Annotated in this window: 21 protein-coding genes; 7 read left to right on the top strand and 14 right to left on the bottom strand. The window is 44.2% G+C overall.

Annotation, left to right across the window (positions count from 1 at the left end; translation table 11 throughout):
• Nucleotides 1-82: 82 nt before the first annotated feature.
• Nucleotides 83-922, bottom strand: coding sequence for a glycosyltransferase family 2 protein (locus tag Q5866_RS07385; RefSeq protein ID WP_222621213.1), 840 nt, complete (start codon nt 920-922; stop codon nt 83-85).
• A gap of 228 nt (nt 923-1150) precedes the next feature.
• Here Q5866_RS07385 and Q5866_RS07390 point away from each other — a divergent pair, with 228 nt between their 5' ends.
• Genes Q5866_RS07390 through Q5866_RS07400 form a run of 3 tightly spaced genes read left to right on the top strand, consistent with a single transcriptional unit; the run spans nt 1151 to nt 4052 of the window.
• Complete coding sequence (locus tag Q5866_RS07390; RefSeq protein WP_186978177.1) at nt 1151-2206, top strand: histidinol-phosphate transaminase; 1056 nt, start codon at nt 1151-1153, stop codon at nt 2204-2206.
• Between the two features lie 59 nt (nt 2207-2265).
• Nucleotides 2266-3000, top strand: a complete 735-nt coding sequence (locus Q5866_RS07395; protein WP_303179732.1) for a phosphocholine cytidylyltransferase family protein — start codon at nt 2266-2268, stop codon at nt 2998-3000.
• On the top strand, nt 3000-4052 hold the full coding sequence (locus Q5866_RS07400; RefSeq protein ID WP_099294191.1) for a CDP-glycerol glycerophosphotransferase family protein: 1053 nt from the start codon (nt 3000-3002) through the stop codon (nt 4050-4052). The genes Q5866_RS07395 and Q5866_RS07400 overlap by 1 nt, the downstream gene beginning before the upstream one ends.
• Before the next feature lie 130 nt (nt 4053-4182).
• On the opposite strand, the gene Q5866_RS07405 is transcribed toward Q5866_RS07400, so the two are convergent.
• From Q5866_RS07405 to Q5866_RS07450, 10 genes are all read right to left on the bottom strand, one after another.
• Complete coding sequence (locus Q5866_RS07405; protein ID WP_186978182.1) at nt 4183-4944, bottom strand: Kdo domain containing protein; 762 nt, start codon at nt 4942-4944, stop codon at nt 4183-4185.
• Nucleotides 4944-5432 carry a dihydrofolate reductase gene (locus Q5866_RS07410; protein WP_186978184.1) on the bottom strand — a complete coding sequence of 163 codons (489 nt, stop codon included), beginning with the start codon at nt 5430-5432 and terminating at the stop codon, nt 4944-4946. Before Q5866_RS07410 ends, Q5866_RS07405 begins: the two co-directional genes overlap by 1 nt.
• A 94-nt stretch (nt 5433-5526) precedes the next feature.
• On the bottom strand, nt 5527-6321 hold the full coding sequence (locus tag Q5866_RS07415; RefSeq protein ID WP_186978186.1) for a thymidylate synthase: 795 nt from the start codon (nt 6319-6321) through the stop codon (nt 5527-5529).
• Between the two features lie 97 nt (nt 6322-6418).
• Nucleotides 6419-7066, bottom strand: a complete 648-nt coding sequence (locus Q5866_RS07420; protein WP_186978188.1) for an O-methyltransferase — start codon at nt 7064-7066, stop codon at nt 6419-6421.
• 8 nt (nt 7067-7074) lie between these two features.
• Nucleotides 7075-8256: a pitrilysin family protein gene (locus Q5866_RS07425; RefSeq protein ID WP_255469615.1), complete on the bottom strand. Its 1182-nt coding sequence runs from the start codon at nt 8254-8256 to the stop codon at nt 7075-7077.
• Between the two features lie 37 nt (nt 8257-8293).
• Nucleotides 8294-9334 carry a hypothetical protein gene (locus Q5866_RS07430; protein WP_186978192.1) on the bottom strand — a complete coding sequence of 347 codons (1041 nt, stop codon included), beginning with the start codon at nt 9332-9334 and terminating at the stop codon, nt 8294-8296.
• 10 nt (nt 9335-9344) lie between these two features.
• Nucleotides 9345-9896 carry a DUF4924 family protein gene (locus Q5866_RS07435; RefSeq protein ID WP_303179733.1) on the bottom strand — a complete coding sequence of 184 codons (552 nt, stop codon included), beginning with the start codon at nt 9894-9896 and terminating at the stop codon, nt 9345-9347.
• Between the two features lie 77 nt (nt 9897-9973).
• Complete coding sequence (locus Q5866_RS07440) at nt 9974-10345, bottom strand: RNA-binding S4 domain-containing protein (RefSeq protein ID WP_303179734.1); 372 nt, start codon at nt 10343-10345, stop codon at nt 9974-9976.
• Between the two features lie 60 nt (nt 10346-10405).
• A complete protein-coding gene (pth, locus tag Q5866_RS07445; RefSeq protein WP_186978198.1) occupies nt 10406-10981 on the bottom strand; it encodes an aminoacyl-tRNA hydrolase in 576 nt (191 codons plus the stop codon).
• Nucleotides 10982-11001: 20 nt separating this feature from the next.
• Nucleotides 11002-11571: a 50S ribosomal protein L25/general stress protein Ctc gene (locus Q5866_RS07450; protein ID WP_186978200.1), complete on the bottom strand. Its 570-nt coding sequence runs from the start codon at nt 11569-11571 to the stop codon at nt 11002-11004.
• Between the two features lie 352 nt (nt 11572-11923).
• On the opposite strand from Q5866_RS07450, the gene Q5866_RS07455 reads away from it, so the two are divergent.
• Nucleotides 11924-12094, top strand: a complete 171-nt coding sequence (locus tag Q5866_RS07455) for a DUF362 domain-containing protein (protein WP_186978203.1) — start codon at nt 11924-11926, stop codon at nt 12092-12094.
• Between the two features lie 287 nt (nt 12095-12381).
• Here Q5866_RS07455 and Q5866_RS07460 read toward each other — a convergent pair whose 3' ends face one another.
• Nucleotides 12382-12915, bottom strand: coding sequence for a 5-formyltetrahydrofolate cyclo-ligase (locus Q5866_RS07460; protein WP_186978205.1), 534 nt, complete (start codon nt 12913-12915; stop codon nt 12382-12384).
• Nucleotides 12916-13056: 141 nt separating this feature from the next.
• On the opposite strand from Q5866_RS07460, the gene Q5866_RS07465 reads away from it, so the two are divergent.
• Complete coding sequence (locus tag Q5866_RS07465) at nt 13057-14637, top strand: NAD+ synthase (RefSeq protein ID WP_303179735.1); 1581 nt, start codon at nt 13057-13059, stop codon at nt 14635-14637.
• Between the two features lie 21 nt (nt 14638-14658).
• Nucleotides 14659-15378, top strand: a complete 720-nt coding sequence (locus Q5866_RS07470; RefSeq protein WP_186978209.1) for a Crp/Fnr family transcriptional regulator — start codon at nt 14659-14661, stop codon at nt 15376-15378.
• Here the strand turns inward: Q5866_RS07470 and Q5866_RS07475 are convergent.
• On the bottom strand, nt 15352-15813 hold the full coding sequence (locus Q5866_RS07475; RefSeq protein WP_303179736.1) for a regulatory protein RecX: 462 nt from the start codon (nt 15811-15813) through the stop codon (nt 15352-15354). The two genes, Q5866_RS07470 and Q5866_RS07475, sit on opposite strands and share 27 nt — an antisense overlap.
• A gap of 31 nt (nt 15814-15844) precedes the next feature.
• Nucleotides 15845-16699 (bottom strand): peptide chain release factor N(5)-glutamine methyltransferase, encoded by an 855-nt coding sequence (prmC, locus tag Q5866_RS07480; protein ID WP_303179737.1) that lies wholly within the window; start codon nt 16697-16699, stop codon nt 15845-15847.
• Between the two features lie 41 nt (nt 16700-16740).
• Here prmC and cls point away from each other — a divergent pair, with 41 nt between their 5' ends.
• Nucleotides 16741-18210, top strand: a complete 1470-nt coding sequence (gene cls, locus Q5866_RS07485; RefSeq protein ID WP_303179738.1) for a cardiolipin synthase — start codon at nt 16741-16743, stop codon at nt 18208-18210.
• Nucleotides 18211-18278 lie beyond the last annotated feature (68 nt).

Here is an 18278-nt window from a genome sequence, read left to right on the forward strand (position 1 = left end):
TCCCGCTCTTTATGGTTTGTTACATTTACAAATATAGCAAAAAGTATTCCAATTTTGAACAATAAAACACACGATTAGATATTTAACAAATCGAATCTTCGGATTTTACTATTCCAAAATTTGTCCGGACATGTTTTAAACACACGGTATCCTTCCGAATCTTTTTATTTTTTCGCAAGGCACTCTCATTCACATAGCCCCGTGCATGATCCAGATGCAAGCAAATAGCCGAATAACGTATTTGCAATCCCCGGATTCCGGCATTTACCAATCTTTCCCCGAACTCCCGATCCTCTCCGCCATACTCCATTCTCTCGTCAAAACCATTCACCCGGATAATATCCTCCCGCCAGCCGGAAGCGTTGCCCCCGTTCCATGTAGCCTTCGTTGTTGTCAAGAAATTCAAGAGAAAGGCTTTAAAAGAAGAACGAGTCAATTTATTATTACGGAAAGAATTTCTCATCCCATGCTGTTTTAGCCAGCGGATATTAAAACAAGCCTGTGACTCGATATCCCGCAAATGTATCTCACGGGAAGTATCCATCGACAACCTGCGACACCCACCTGAAAGGAAGTACCCTTTCTTCCTGAATTTCATGTGCTTCTCGATAAAATCATTCCTCGGGATACAATCTCCATCAGTAAAAACCAAATAATCCGTACTCGCCGCCAAAATCGCTTTATTCAATATTTCACATTTTCGGAATCCTCTATCCTCATGCCACACGTGCTTTAGCGGGTAAGATAGCCGGGGAGTCAACCGTTCCAATACTTCCCGCGTAGCTTTACCGGATCCATCATCCGCGACAATCAACTCAAATTCTTTAAAACTTTGTATATTATATCCCCATAATACTTTTTCTAACCATTCCGGCTGATTATAAGTAGAAACAATAACAGAAACCTGCATTTTCAACACCATATTTTAGTTTAAAAAAATGATCGTTATTTAATTTTCCTCCAAGGCATACGACCACAATTCCATGATATTATGATAGTAACTGATTACTAGCACAAAAAAATAAAAATGGTTTGTAGGAGATACTCCAAAAATTAGTTACTTTTGGCTATCATTAAAGGATCGTTTATTGATATCTATTTATAAACAAACCGGACGAATAAAAAAGTCTAAGATATATTTATTGTATTGATGAAGAAAGAAATAACTTACCTCGACCGTAATGAATACAATTACGGACCGGCACCCGAAATCGGCGAAGTGCTGAAAAACTTTGATCCGAATAAATTATGCTTCTACACCCGCATTTACGACGAGGGTAAAAAAAGCATTCTATCCGATTACATCTCTGAATTGTACGGGATTCCGGAAAAACAAGTAATCCTAGGATACGGGGGTGAAGACATTCTGAAACAAGTGGTACACTGTTTCTTGGCTGGCGGTACGAAACAAAAAACGCTGCTTATTCCTAAGTTCTCGTGGTGGTACTACAAATCCATCGCCGACGAAGTAAACGGAAGAACCATTTTTTACCCGTTGTTCGAGGAAGGCAACACTTTCAAGTACGATATTCAAAGTATTCGCGAATCGGTAGAAAAAGAAAAGCCGGAAATGGTGCTTATGGCATCCCCCAATAACCCGACGGGCAACTCTTTGACAAAGGAAGAATTACATGAGATACTTTCTTTCATTCCCCGTGAAACGGTGATCGTGATTGACGAAGCTTACGCTTCTTTCGCGAACAAGGATACCAGCTATATCAAACCGTTGATTGAAGAATTCCCGAATCTTTTGATAATCCGCACGCTATCCAAATTTTACGGACTGCCGGGTTTACGTCTTGGATTCGCTTTCATGGGCGCAGACTTATCCGTGTTCTTGAACTATAGTACGAAATATCTCGGCTACAACCGAATCACGGAAGAAATTGGAGTTGCCGTGTTCAAGGCAAGTGACTACTATCAACATATAGCAGACTTGATGGCAGAAGACCGGGAATTATACATGAAAGAATTAAACGTGCTCGACGGCTTCAAAGTGTATAAATCAGAAGCCAACTTTATTCTTGTGAAATATCCTATTGCCATGAAAGCTAAACTTCAAGAAGCCTTAAAAGCAAAAGGATTGATTGTCAAATTCATGAACGAGGAAGACATCAATACCCATATGCGTATCACCTTGGGAACTCAAAAACAGAATCGCTTGGTCATAGATACGATCAAAGAAGTTATGCTAAATTCTAAATAATTCCATATACAGAACCACATGACAGACCGGTCATGTGGTTCTGTTTTTTAAAGAAACGTATGAAAGCTGTTATCCTCGCCGCGGGAATTGCTTCCCGATTACGCCCTCTCACGAACGACCGCCCGAAATGTTTGCTAAAAATCGGCAATCGCACCCTACTGCAAAGAGCTATCGACGGTCTGTTAGTCAACGGTATCGATGAAATTGTGATTGTCACGGGCTATTTAAAAGAGATGATCGAAAATTTCGTGCAAACGATCTATCCGAATCTCCCCGTGAGATTCATTTACAATGAAGTCTATGCGTCAACCAACAATATATACTCGTTATGGTTGGCAAAACCGGAAGTTCTGCAAGAAAAAGAAATCATCCTGCTGGACAGTGATATTCTGTACGACCCGCATATGATCAAAACTTTACAGGACGCCCCGTATAATGACTGTCTGGCATTAGACAGCCATAAACTGGGCGAGGAAGAAATCAAAGTCATCGTGAACGAGAAGAATCAAATCACGGAGATCAGCAAAACCTGTTCCATCGAGAAAGCTATCGGCGAATCTATCGGTATCGAAAAAATATCGAACGCTTATCTTTCAGCTCTCTACACGGAATTGGAACAAATGATCGTAAACGAGGGACAGGATAATGTATTCTACGAACTTGCTTTCGAACGCCTGATCACGCGAGGACACTATTTTTATCCCGTGGACACGAGTAACTATTTCTCCATGGAACTCGACACCGTGGAAGATTTTCAAGACGCTATCAATCGAATACCTAAATATCTACAGTAATGCGCATCGTATTATTCTGTGAGCAAAAATACGCCATCAATATTCTGCAACCTATCGAAGCAGAAGCAAACAGAGAAGGGGGACACTCCATTTTGTGGTTTGTTCAAGAAAAAAACATCCCCGAATTTCCGTTAAAGGACGAAGTAAAATGGACAAACAGCATCCAAGAGATTTATGATTTCTCCCCCGAAGCCATCTTTGTCCCCTGCAATATCGTGCCTTATTACCTGCCGGGAGTGAAAATACAAATATTCCACGGTTACGCAACTGAAAAGAAAGACCATTGGGTCATACGCCGCTATTTCGACACGTATTTTACCCAAGGTCCCTTATTCACGAAAGGCTTCACCGCTCTTGCCAAGAAATACAAGGATTTCGAAGTCGTGGAAACAGGCTGGCCTCGTCAAGATTGGATTTACGAAAATCTTCATACTTTCGATGCCGAGAAAAAAGCGTTGCTGGAAAAACACGGTAAAAACAAACTCGTGCTGTATGCCCCGACTTTTTCACCGTCACTGACCTCGCTGCCTTTCATCAAAGAAGGGTTAGTAAAATTGGCAAAAGAGAAAGACGTGCTATTAATCTTGAAATTCCATCCCTTGACAAAAGCCGAGTGGATGCAGGAGTACAAAGAGCTTGCCGCGCAACACGACAATATGCTTTGGGTAGAAGATCACAATATCACGAAATACCAGATCATGTCCGACGTGATGATCAGCGATACCTCTTCCACCGTTTACGAGTTTCTACTACTGGATAAACCGGTTATCACCTACAAGACCATAGCGAAAGACATCTATTGGCTAGACATACAAAACCCGGAAGAACTCCCCGAGGCTTTGGAAAAAGTATTACACGACGAAGAATATATCGCCAAACGCAAATGGATCATTGAAAATTACGATCCCTATCTCGACGGCAAAGTCGGACATCGGATGCTTGAAGCCGCACGGGATTATATCGCTCGCCACGGGGTGCCAGCAAAACGGAAATTAAATCTTTGGCGAAAATACACGAGTATCAAGAAATTCGGGAAAATTAAGAGGGCATAAAACGCACTCTAGTCCATAAAGTCCGTAAAGTCTATAAAGTCAGAAGGTCAAAAATATACCCGGGAACAATCCAAATCATTTTTTTTCGACTTTAGGAACTGGAGGTTCGACCTTATGGACTTTACGGACCTTACAGACTAGAGGGTGCGTTAGAACGCACCTTATTTCTTTTCTCTTTCCGCTTACGCACCCGTTCATCATGAGCATGAGTCCATTCCTTGAGCAAACGAATCATCTCCTTGGAATCCGAATGAGTCAAACGGGCATATTCATCCGCGATAATCTCTATCATATCATCCGTAGCATTCAACCGATAGAAATTCTTTAACCCCACGAATGGAGATATATGCATGAATTTCACCCGATTCAAATCAACCAAGCTAAATTCCATACCATTACTCGTGCGCTTTATTAACGTGTTGCCCGGGGAATGATCCACGAAATAGACTGATTGTGAATGAAAATAATGTGTAAATCGGGTAAACTCTCTCAATATAAATTCCAGATCAGCCGGACGTTTCTCCCGCAAATCCCGAAACAAATAATCATAGTCCACCTGCAAAGAAATATAATAACTCCGGGTAACCCCCCACGCATTCCGTTTCACGATATACGCCACCGGTTCGGGCGTCCCGATACCTTTTTCCCGGAACAAATTGGCATATTCATAAGAACGTTGAGCCTTCCCTTTCCGGATATACGCGTAAGCAAATTGGTTGATTACATTCGGCACCTTGAATGATTTCACGTTCACACGCACCCCTTCCACATCCAGTATTTTGATTACATTCCGGTTATCCTCGATCACCTCCCCCTCCACCTCGAATCGACGGGGAATATCAAGAATGGCTTTCTCCAGTGATTTGTATTTCGGGTTGATCCGGTAATCCATTACTTTATCCGCTCGTAATTAATAAAGGTGTAATCAAACTCGTTCTTCTCGTCCGCCTCGTGAGCTTCCCGGAATACTTCTTTCCATTGATTCGGATCCACAGAAGGAATTAACGTATCCCCCTCGCACTCCTGATGCACGACAGTAAGATACAATCGATCCGCCTTACCCCACAATTCCTTGTAAATAGTACCTCCTCCGGTCACGAAAACCTCATCTTCCCCCTTTGTCAATTCCAAAGCCTCCTCCACACTCCGAACGACCTCACAACCTTCCGCTTTATAATCCGGGTTCCGTGAAATCACGATATTTCTCCGGTTAGGCAATGCCTTCCCCACGGACTCGTAAGTCTTGCGTCCCATCAAAATCGTGTGTCCCGTTGTCAACGCTTTAAAACGTTTCAAATCAGCCGACAACCTCCACACCAACCCATTATCCCTACCGATAACATTATTCTCTGCCGCAGCTACTATAATTGATAAAACCATTCTAATTTTACATTTTAAATTTACGATTTTCTCCCACTAACCCATTTTTAACCGTAAATGATTTCATTTTCAATTTTCCACTTTCAATTTTCAATTAAACAGATATCGCCCCCTTTATATGCGGATGCGGATCATAGCCTTGCAACTCGAAATCCTCGTATTGAAAGTCAAAGATACTTTTCACCTCCGGGTTGATTACCATACGGGGCAAACGACGAGGTTCACGCGATAATTGCAATTTTACCTGTTCAATATGATTCAAATAAATATGAGTATCACCCAACGTATGCACGAACTCACCGGGCTTCAAACCGCAAACCTGTGCGATCATCATGGTCAGCAGGGCATAAGAAGCGATATTAAAAGGTACCCCCAAAAATGTATCCGCACTCCGTTGATAGAGTTGACAGGAAAGCTTACCGTCCGCCACAAAAAATTGAAACAAGGCATGACAAGGCGGCAATGCCATGTTCTCGATATCTCCAGCATTCCATGCACTAACGATCAGCCGCCGCGAATCAGGCGTATTCTTTATTCCTTCCACGACTTGCGTGATCTGATCCAAGAAAGTTCCGTCAGCTTTAGGCCATGAACGCCATTGATAACCGTAGATATGTCCCAAATCTCCGTTCTCGTCAGCCCATTCATTCCAAATCTTCACGCCATGTTCTTGCAAATACTTCACGTTCGTGTCACCTTGCAGGAACCACAGCAATTCGTATATAATAGATTTCAAGTGTAATTTCTTCGTGGTCAACAAGGGGAAACCCTCTTCCAAGTTGAAACGCATCTGGTGTCCGAACACGTTGATAGTCCCCGTACCCGTGCGGTCTTCTTTTACAGTCCCCTCTTTCAAAATTCTATCCAACAAATCTAAGTACTGCTTCATAATAATTGAAAATTGAAAATTGAAAATTGAAAATGCACATTCCAACTTTCAATCGGATGATTGAACAAAGATAGCTTTTAATTTTAGATTTTAGATTTCAGATTTCAGATTTTCTTATCACCATCAACCCATGCCGAATAGGAAGTAATAGATTTTCCACCCGGGGGTCAGCTTGTATCATATCGTTAAAATCCAGAATACCTTTCGTTTGGGCATCCGGTTTCACATTAGGATCGGCGACTTTACCATCCCACAACACGTCATCAGCAATGATTAACCCTCCCACCCGGACTTTATCAAATACCAGACGATAATATTCCGAGTATTCCCTTTTATCCGCGTCAATAAACACCAAATCAAAAGTTTCATTCAGACGGGGAATAATCTCGCAAGCATCTCCCACGTGAAAAACGACACGTTCCTGCAAGCCGCTTTTCTCGATAAACCCTCGTGTGAAATCCTCCAATTCGTCATTCACGTCAATCGTATGCACCACGCCCCCTTCCGCCAAACCGTATGCCATAGAAATCGCCGCATACCCCGTGTAAGTCCCGATCTCCAACACCCTCCGGGCACCGAGCATCTTGCACATCATCTTCAGAAATTGCCCTTGCAGGTTTCCCGACAACATTCTCGGGCGCAACACTTGCAGATGAGTCGCACGGGACAACTCAGCCAACACGTCGCTCTCCGGTTCGCTGTGTGCCAAAATATATTGCTCCAATTCTGCGTTCAGTTCCAACATACAACCTCCTATTTATATAATAAAATCGATTGCTTTTCTATATCAAATATGTCTTTCGCCACTTGCAACAATACTTCCGACGTAATCTCATCCACTTGGGTGTAAATATCTTCCAGACTGTCCACCTTATCATAGATCAGAAAACTCTTTCCGATAGACAACATCAGATTCTCGTAATTCTCGGAAGAAATAGCCAACTGTCCTACCATTTGCGCCTTCGCACGCTTCAATTGCACGGGTCCCAACTTCTCCTCGTACAAAGAGCGCATCTCCTTCTTGCACAAACTCAAGCACCATTCCGCGTGCTCCGGGTCGCACCCGAAATAGATCATAGCGATCCCCGTGTCCGAGTAAGGCGTATAGGAAGCCTCGATATTATAGGCAAGCCCGTGGCGTTCCCGTATATTCAAATTAAGACGAGTGTTCATTCCCGCCCCACCCAACAGATTGATCAGTAAAGACAATGCCAACCGATTATCCTGCGTGTAATCATAAGCGATATTCCCGATAATACAATGACACTGGTGCGTATCCTTGTCCAACTCCACGAACCGGGGAGTATAAATTTCAGGCTTTACCCGTGTCTGCAAGGAAGGACCGCTCTCGTAACCGGCAAAATACTTCTCCACCAAACGCACCAACTTGTCAAAGGCAATATCTCCCACCGAACTGATCACCATGCGATTCGGGAAATAATTCCGTCGCACGAAATCAAGTACCATTTCACGGGATATTTGTTCCACGGAAGCCTCGTCACCCAAGATATTCCGCCCGATCGGGTAACCGGAATAAACCAGCTCCTCGAAATCATCGAAAATCAATTCCCCGGGATTATCCTTGTACGAGTTAATCTCATCCAGCACGACATCTTTCTCCTTCTCGATCTCCTTCTCCGGAAAAACGGAATGAAACACGATATCCGCAAACAACTCCAACGCCCGCTCGTAATCTTTCGCCATAAACGTGGCATACACGCAGGTATCCTCTTTGGTCGTGTACGCGTTCAACTCGCCCCCCACGTCTTCCAGACGGCTCAATATATGATAGGCTTTTCGCTTCTCTGTTCCCTTGAAAATAACGTGCTCGATAAAATGAGCCATCCCGAACTCCCCCGCCTGTTCATCCCGGCTTCCCACGTTAATAATCAGCCCGCAATAGGCGGCTTTATTCGGAACATAATTATGGATCAAGCGCAATCCATTTGGAAATATATGTGTTTGATACATTTTACTGAATAAAAAGACTTCCCCCCGACATATTCAAATTCACTCTTCCCGAAAACTTCTTATCGCCGACAAAACCTGTTTCCAAAACAGCATTTTTATTCGTCGTCGGTTTGGTTTCCAAAACAACACCTTGCGGTAACTCAACTTTCAAATTCTTATTCCTGTTGATTTCAAGCGCATACCCGCACCCCTCCATGAAAGTCAAACCCACCTTTGTTGAAGAACTCTTTACCTCTACCGAAGAGAATGAAAGATTGATATTCCTCACGTTCAATTCTCCCCAACGCGTATCCATCCATAGGCTACCGCCGATATCCTGCACCTCGTATTTCGTGTAAAAAGAATTCCCGCTCAAATTCTCGATCATCCCCAAGTAACAAGTACCCCCGGAAGTCTTCAGCGTGAGATTATTCGCTTCCATCAACTGCAACCCCGTGGAATTACAATCCAATTTCATATCCGTACCCTCACCAATCTTTACCTTACAGGATTTGAATTCACCATTAAACACGGCTACTTTCTCCACTTCAAATTCCCCCTTGGATTGCTTCACAGAAAACTCGCCACCCAACACCGTGTTTGCCTTAAAATTTCCCGACACGATCTCTACACTCAAATCTCCCGTGAAATCGCTCATAGAGATGCCGCCATCCGTACTTAATAAACGCACCTTCTTTCCTTTCGGAACTTTAATATGATAATCCACGCTAACCGTAACGCCGGAGAACGTCTGTTTCAAACTCATATCCTTTTTAAACACGGTTTCCACGTTCAATGCCGCTCCCCGCTCCTTGGCTGTTATCGCGATATACTCAAGTATTTCATCCACCTTGGCTTTATTCTTTGCCTCCACCCACACGCTCGCGGTAATAGCAAACTCCTCTCCTTCCTGACGTATATCGATATTCCCGTAACGATTGGACACGATCAATTCATTAAAGGAAGCCGCCGGAAAACTCTGTTTAAATTCCTTGGTTCCCTCTTCTGCCCGTGCGTTCAGGACAAACAAAACAGCTATCGTGATAAATAATATTCTCTTCATTCTATTGTGATTAATCAAACATCTTTTCTTCATTCTCTTCTATCGCCTTGTATTTCGCCGCCAGATAAGCAATCATCCGGCTAAACGATTCCATAGCCATGGCCGTCTGCGAATTTATCTCTTTTTTTTGTAAACGCAACATCAAATGTCCATAAAGAGCATGAAGTGCCAATTCCACGTCGGACACCTCTTCCGGTAAGTTAGTTTTCCGGCGGTAATCCAACAAATTGTTCGCGGTCATCATGAACAATTGCTTGTATTTCATATCTTGCGATTCATGCAACAGGTAGTAATGCAACTCCGTCAATTCATTCACCATATTCTTGACTACTTGTAGATGCCCTCCTTTTACCACCTCTTCCCTCTTCATCATCTCAATCAAGTTATCATACCACTCCCTGATCTCCTTCCGGGTGTCCTCATCTACTTGAAACTGGCTGACCACATTCCGTTCCACTTGCCGAATATCCATCTGCATCGCTCTCAGCATATCCTCCAACTGCCACATATACAAAATATATTCAGTCACATTACTCTTTCTTTTTTCCCGCGCAATCAACATACTAATTTATGATTTATGATTTATGATTTATGATTCAAAGACATTAATCTTAAATCTAAAATCATAAATCTAAAATTTTAAAGTTCTTTAAGTTTATCAATCAACCTGCGATCCCGTTTTGTCGGGCGTCCCGTTCCTCTATCACGAGCCTCGAATTGCATGTGAGTACCTCGCAGGATATCCAACCTTTCCTGTGGAGTGGTTTCTTCCACGAAATCGACTGCCAATTGTGCAGACATCCGTTTATCCGTTACTTGCTTCACCAGATATTCCCTTTCAATCGGGGGGACCCGCACCTTTACCGTGTCCCCGACTTTCACTTCACGAGAAGCCTTCACGTGCGCATCCCCGATAGACACGTGTCCCTTTCCACAAGCCTCGGCAGCCAATGAACGGGTCTTGAAAATCCGGACTGCCCATAACCATTTATCTATTCTAACCTTCTCCACTGTCTATATCTTTAAATTACAATACTCAAGTTGTAAACTTACGATTTAAAATCGTAAATCTTAAATCTCAAATCGTAAATTATTAAACAGACTCATCGTTTTATCCACCCCGATAAAAACAAAATTTTCAATCACCTCGCCACAATGTTTTAACATGGCAGGCAATCGCTCTTCCTCTCCATCGCTCCATTCCCCCAACACGTAATCCACCTGTCTTCCCTTGGGAAAATTGTCACCGATGCCAAACCGCAAACGGGTATACGCCTGTGTTCCCAACAATTGGTTGATACTCTTCAATCCGTTATGCCCCCCGTCACTACCTTTACTTCTCAGGCGTATTGTTCCGAAAGGCAAGGCCAAATCATCGACAACTACAAAAAGATTCGATAAATCAATCTTCTCCTTCTGCATCCAGTAACTCACGGCTTTCCCGCTAAGGTTCATGTACGTATTCGGCTTCAACAGTATCAGAGTCCGCCCCTTCAACTTCACCGTGGCTACTGCCCCGTAACGCATATCTTCAAAAACAGCATTGGACGCCTTAGCAAAGGCGTCCAACACTCTAAATCCGATGTTATGTCGTGTATTCTGGTATTCGGGACCAATGTTCCCTAATCCCACAATAAGATATTTCATCTTTCTACTTTTTCAAACGACTATTGAGCGCTTTGTGCAGCCCTTGCAGCTCTTGTCAATTTCACTTGAGCGACAACAACACTCTTCGCGTTCACGATATCAATACCTTCGATATGGATATCCTGTACCTTGATAGCTTTACCGACACCCAATGAAGTAACGTCAAGCGTAATTTCATCCGGCACAGCTTTCGGAAGAGCCTTCACTTTCAACTTACGGGTAATCAATGCCAATTTACCTCCGGCTTGAACTCCGGCAGCATGTCCCGTCGTCTTAACAGGCACTTCAATTACCACCGGTTTATCCTCAAACGTCTGGTAAAAATCAATGTGTAATACTTTATCAGATACCGGGTGGAATTGAATATCTCTCATCACAGCATCATAAGACTTACCGTCAAGAACGAGATTCACCAAATACACGTTAGGAGTATAGAGAAGTTTCTTTAAATCCCGCTCTTTTACAGCGAAATGAACGTTAGACTCACCACCGTAAAGAACACACGGAACTTTTTCTTCGTTTCTTACTGCTTTAGTAGCTTTCTTACCTACGTCGCTTCTTACTTCTCCTTTTAATTCAAATACTTGCATATTACTAAAATTGTTGTGCTACTCAAACACGGATTGTTGCCCCGGGGTTCTAAGCCATATCCGCATTCCCATTACACGTTTAAAATTCCCCCGTACTCTAAAATGCGCCGCAAAGGTATAAAATATTTCTCGAAACCACAACTCAAATCAGGGCAAAAGCGTTGAAGCGCTTTTGCCCTCGCCCCCCCCCTATGACCTTATGAACTTTACTGACCTTATAGACCTTATGGACTATTCCATTTTACAATGGGTATAAATAAGGGAAAATAACCCTTTTTATCCTGAAAAAAATTTTTTGTTTCAATTATAGATTATATTTTTGCGGCATTATTAACAAAAAAAAATTTTAGAAATGGCTTACGTAATAACTGATGATTGTATTTCTTGTGGAGCATGTGAACCAGAATGCCCGGTAGGAGCAATCTCTATGGGTGATGACCACTACCAAATCAATGCTGATGAATGTATCTCATGCGGGGCTTGCGCTGGCGTTTGTCCTGTAGGAGCTCCGAAAGAAGCTTAATCATCATAAAAAAGGAAAATCAATGGCTGCGTCAAAATTGATGCAGCCATTTTTGTATCATAGCCTAAAGAGAACCCACCGTAATCCTACCCTATCTCCGGTCTTGCTCCGTTCTTCCCCCGGCGTTCCTATTATCTCCAATATAGAAACACCGGAATTAATACAAAGCAACATCGGCAACATGTACTTATTACCCTAGTTCTTGGGTAGGATTACAGTGGGTTCTCTATAAGATTACACGACATCTACCGACAACCTATCGTATTAGGTTTACCTCCTCTTGCCCTTTACCCGTGTACAACCAAATCCATGCGCACGTCCAACTCATCGACAGGCACTTCCTCCACGAACTGGAAATCGAAACAAATACCGACCTTCTTTGCCGCGCGAGTTTCTTTCAATATCTTGTCATAGTATCCCCGTCCCCGCCCCAAGCGGTTTCCTTGCCGGTCAAAAGCGACACCCGGCACGACAATCATATCAATGGAATCGTAATCCGTGTACAATTCTCCCACGGGTTCCAGTATCCCGAAGGACTCTCCCGCTTTCAAAGATTCCATACCCTCGAACACCCGCAATTCAAGAACATCCCCTTTCACGCAAGGAAGCAAAATTCTCTTCTCGCCCGCCCACTTGACCACGTAATCATGAGTAAACACCTCGTCATCCATCGACCAATACGCCAAAAGGGTATGCGCCTCCTTAAAAAAAACATTTTGTTCCAGTTCATTCCAAATCGGACGGGACATCTCGACCTTCTGTTCCGGGGAATATTGATTTTTTAAAACCTTTATCTGCTTACGCAACTCTTTTTTATCCATTATCAACAAACTTCATGAATAACTTATTTATTATCTTGTGCAAAATTCGTACTTTTGCGACAAATAACAAAGTGAGCTGCCAAAGAGTTATCATTTTAATTTATCAACCATCCCCACGAGGGATATAACGTGCAGGATACAATGAAAATAGCAATACCTCAAATAAACTATCATATCGGCGACATCTCCAAAAACAGGGACCTTATCATTGCCGCCATACAAAAAGCGAAATCAAAAAAAGCAGACCTGGTCGTGTTTCCCGAACACGCGATATGCGGTGCATACCCGCAAGACCTGTTCGAGAAAGAATATTTCGTGAATGAATGTCGCATCAGTATCGAAAAAATTGCCGGACAATGTACAAATATCGCCGCTCTAGTGGGTTGCCCCAATCTCGACTTGGAAGACGGGGTACTTTACAACGCCATGTTCTTCATGTATGACCGTGAAGTACGGGGCGGTGTCAACAAAACCGTGCTAAGCGACTACGATATTTTTGACGAGAGCCGCTATTTTATTGCGGACGAATCGAATTCTCCCTTGCGGTACATGAATCAAAACATCCGTGTCCTTTTCGACGAATACGAATCAAACGTCATCGAAAAGACCGACACGCTAATCCTTCACGTGGGCCCCACACCGTTCACCACAGAAAGCTATGCCTATCGCAAAGAAGTATTCTCTTCCATCGCCCGGGAGCACAAATGCCCCGTGATAGCGTTAAATCACACGGGAGCCAACAGCTCTATCATATTCGACGGGAACACTCTCGTTTTCAACAAAAAAGGCGTACTTGTAACCAAAGGAGCCGCCTTTGATGAAGATTTCATACTCATCGATACCAACGCTTTGGAAAACCTCGCCCCGGTAAAAGAGGCTGCACGGGATTCTATCGCACTGATTCATGACGCTCTCGTGTCGGGCATCAAGGATTTCTTCCGTAAAAACGGGTTCAGCAAAGCCGTTTTAGGTCTTTCCGGCGGAATTGATTCCGCTCTCGTTGCCGCGTTAGCAGTCGAGGCACTCGGGAAAGAAAACGTGTTAGGCATACTGATGCCTTCCCGCTTCTCAACCGACCATTCCGTGAAGGATGCCGTCGATTTGGCGAGGAATCTGGGAATAGCACATGAAACTCTCGCGATAAAAGAGATATACGACGCATTCCTTTCCACCTTGCAACCCGTCTTTAAAGACGCACCGTTCAACGTGGCGGAAGAAAACCTGCAAGCCCGTATCCGGGGAACACTCGTGATGGCAATCTCCAATAAATTCGGGCATATTTTGCTCAACACCTCGAACAAAAGCGAGGCTGCTGTTGGCTACGGCACCTTGTACGGGGATATGTGCGGTTCTCTTTCCGTGTTAGGCGACGTGTATAAAACCGAAGTGTACAAACTGTCCCGATATATCAACCGGGAACGGGAACTCATACCCGAAAACACCATCACAAAAGCCCCCTCGGCAGAACTCCATCCCGCTCAAAAAGATCAAGACTCGCTCCCCGAATATGATATTCTGGACGCGATTCTAAAATTATACATCGAAGACAATCAATCCAAGCAAGATATCATCAAACAAGGATTCGCCCCCGCGCTCGTGGAGAAGACTCTCGCGCTGGTAAATCGCAACGAATACAAGCGGGCACAGTGTCCCCCGATCCTCAAAGTAAGCAAGAAATCCTTCGGAAGCGGGCGTCGGATGCCACTCACAGCTAAATTGTAAACGACAGACAAAGAACAAGCCATGAGAACGATTAAAGACAAAGAATTACATAAAAAATATTGCAACATTTGCATTGACAGTCCCAACTCTCTTTTTGCCAATCTTGACGAAAGCAGTAAAAGTATCATTCGCCAGACCACCATTTGCAAAATGTATCGGAAAGGCGATCTGATATACGAGGAAGGCAATAAACCTTTCGGGTTGCTTTGTCTTATCACCGGAAAAGCCAAGATCATGAAAAAAGGAATCGCCGGCAGGGAACAAATCGTTCGCATGGCAAAGCCCGTGGGTTTCATCGGCTATCGGGCTTTCTTCGCCGAGGAAAACCATATTGCCTCGGCTGAAGCCCTTGAAGATTCTATCGTCTGTATCATGAAAACCGAACTGGTATTCGGTATCGTGCGCAGCAACTCGGATGTTGCCATGAACGTTATCCGGGCACTTGCCACGGACTTGGGATTCTCCAACCGTCGCACGGTAACCCTCACCCAAAAGCACATCCGCGGGCGTTTGGCAGAAGCCCTACTCGTGCTGAAAGATACCTACGGGTTCGAGGATGACAACAGCACGTTAAAAATCTGCCTCTCGCGGGAAGATATCGCCAACTTGTCGAACATGACCACCTCCAATGCCATCCGCACGCTATCCAACTTTGCCTCGGAAGGTATCGTGGAACTCTCCGGCAAGCAAATCAAGATCACGGACATGGACGCCCTAGAGAAAGTGAGCGAGATGGGATAAACACCGGTTAACCGTTTCGTACTCGAAGCCCCGGCTCAGGGCAAAACGAATGAGTTTAGCTTTTCGCTTATAAGGCTCCTCGTCCTTTATACTCTTGTTCTTCTGACGCAATAACTCCATACAGGTGGCATCCGTATCTTCCTCCGGTAACGCGGCAAGCGCTTGCCCAATAACACTATCTGCAACTTGTTTCCGGCGCAGCATTTGCGCGATCTTCAGTTTTCCCCAGCGATTAAAACGGAACTTATCCCGGGCATAGGCCTCGGCAAAACGGGTATCATCCAAAAATCTATTCTTCACCAGAAATGCCATAATCTCTGCGATATCTTTCTCCGGCAACTCCCAACGCCGCAATTTAGCCAACACGTCAGCACTGCAATATTCTTTCTTACTGCATTGCCCCGCCACTATATTTAAAGCCTTCTTCGCGTCCACTTAATCAAATTTAAAATCGTAAATCATTGAATCACTTCGTCCATTTCGCTTTTATCATCCTGTCCCTGTCATGAATATCTTTCCGTAACTCCACTTCCCGGTATCCCATACCCGAAAGTAAATCGAGCATCTCTTTCCCGAAAGCCTCATTGATCTCGAAAAACAGGAGTCCTCCGGATTTCAAACGCGAACGCCCGAATTCCGCTATTACCCGATAAAATACCAACGGGTCTTCATCCGCCACGAAAAGCGCCCGATGCGGCTCATACCCCAACACCCGCTCATGCATCAAAGCTTTCTCCGAAATTCGTACGTAAGGAGGATTACTCACGATGACGTCAAAATCCGGCCAATCCCACATTTCATGCCGCAAAATATCCCTTTCATAGAAATGCACCTCTACCCCGTTTATCCGGGCATTCTCTCTCGCCTGACGGATTGCCTCCGCGGAAATATCCGCACCATGCAACTCCAATCCCTGTATCATTTTACCCAAGGTTATAATAATACATCCGCTTCCGGTTCCCACGTCGAGTACCTTGGCCCCCACGCGTAAACCACTTCCAGCAACCCACATCACCAACTCCTCCGTCTCGGGACGCGGAATCAACGTTTCGTTATTCAACTGAATATCAACACCCAAAAACTCTGTTTCTCCCAACACGTACTGAACCGGTTTGTTTGTCTTCAATTCCGCCACCATCGCCACAAAATTATCAACAAACCTTTTCTCCAATAATTCGTATTTATTAAGATGTATTTCTATATTTGTACAATGCAACATCTTACAAAAAAGATGTGAACACAAATATTTTATTTCATGCTCATTGTAGGTATCTTTTAGTTCCTGTAATGCGTATTGCTGTAAATTAAACATCGTATTCATAAAACAAAGATACGGTTTAATTGAAAATTGAAAATTGAAAATTGAAAATTAATTTGGCGAACTGGGTAAACATAGTGGCGGACGTGGGTGTCGTGTTATATATATTGGCTATTTTGGCTATCATTTACACGATTATACTGGAAAACAGAAATCCGGTACGTACTCTGGCGTGGATACTCGTGCTCGTGCTCGCACCCGGTTTCGGGTTATTGTTCTATATCTATTTCGGCATGAACTATCGCAAGGTCAAGATGTTCTCCATGAAAGGATTAGGTGACTTCAAGTGGTTGCAGTACATGAGCGAAGACCAAAAACAACGCATCCAGAAAGCCGAACTACTAAAGAAAGCCGACATGGAAGCCGTGAAGCCCTTGATGACCTTGCTCCTCAATAACAGCAAAGCACTTCTCTCCCGCAACAACACGGCAGAGATTCTGAACAACGGGGAAGAAACTTTCGGTTCTATTTTCAAAGCCATAGCCAAAGCTAAAAAATACATCCATCTTGAATATTATATCATCGAGAAAGGAGAACTCGGCGACAAATTGAAGAGCCTCTTAATCCAAAAAGCGAAAGAAGGCGTTGAGGTCAGAGTGATTTTCGACGACGTAGGTTCATGGCAATTACCCAAAAGCTATATCCGTGAAATGCGGGAAGCAGGCATACAGGTTTACCCGTTCCTTCCCGTGCGTTTTCCCTTGTTCACCAACAAGGCAAACTACCGCAATCACCGCAAGATCATCGTCATTGACGGTGACACCGGATTCATAGGCGGTCTGAACTTCGCGGACCGTTACCTGTACGGGTTACCCGGCATAGGAATCTGGCGCGACACCCATCTGAAAGTCAAAGGAGAAGCCGTTACCTCGCTTCAAGTCGTGTTCCTTTTCGACTGGTATTTCGTGCGGCAGGAACTTCTACTGAACAAGGCGGAATACCTCCCGAACAAAAAGGCGGACGGCAACGTGGTGATTCAAACCGTGGCTTCCGGACCCGACAGCGACTGGACTTCCATCCAACAGGCTTATTTCACGCTTATCAACATGGCGAAAAAATACGTTTTCATCTCCACGCCTTATTTCATGCCGGGGGAAACCACCATCAACTCGCTAAAAACCGCCGCCATGAGCGGAGTCGATGTCCGTATCATGATACCGTACAAATCGGATTCCCTGCTGACCTACTGGTGCACCCGTTCCTATATCGAAGAACTGCTGGAAGCCGGCGTCCGGGTATTCCAGTATCGCAAAGGATTCAACCATAGCAAAGTAATCGTCATGGACGGGCTCGTGTCCTCCGTCGGTACCGCCAACATGGACATCCGCAGCTTCGAGCAAAATTTCGAGGTCAACCTCATCCTCTACGACCGTAACGTCAGCCGCCAACTCGGGTCCGACTTCCTCAACGACTTGAAAGGAAGCCACGAAGTCAGCCTCCATCAATGGAAATTCCGTCCGAAAAGAGATAAAATCCGCGAATCCCTCGCCCGTCTTTTCGCCCCATTACTCTAATTGAAGCCCATTCATGCACCTACACGAACGCTAGAAATTTTCCCCTCTAAAATCTAAAATCTAAAATC

The organism is uncultured Butyricimonas sp., assembly GCF_959596855.1.
GTDB classification, from domain to species: Bacteria; Bacteroidota; Bacteroidia; order Bacteroidales; family Marinifilaceae; genus Butyricimonas; species Butyricimonas muris.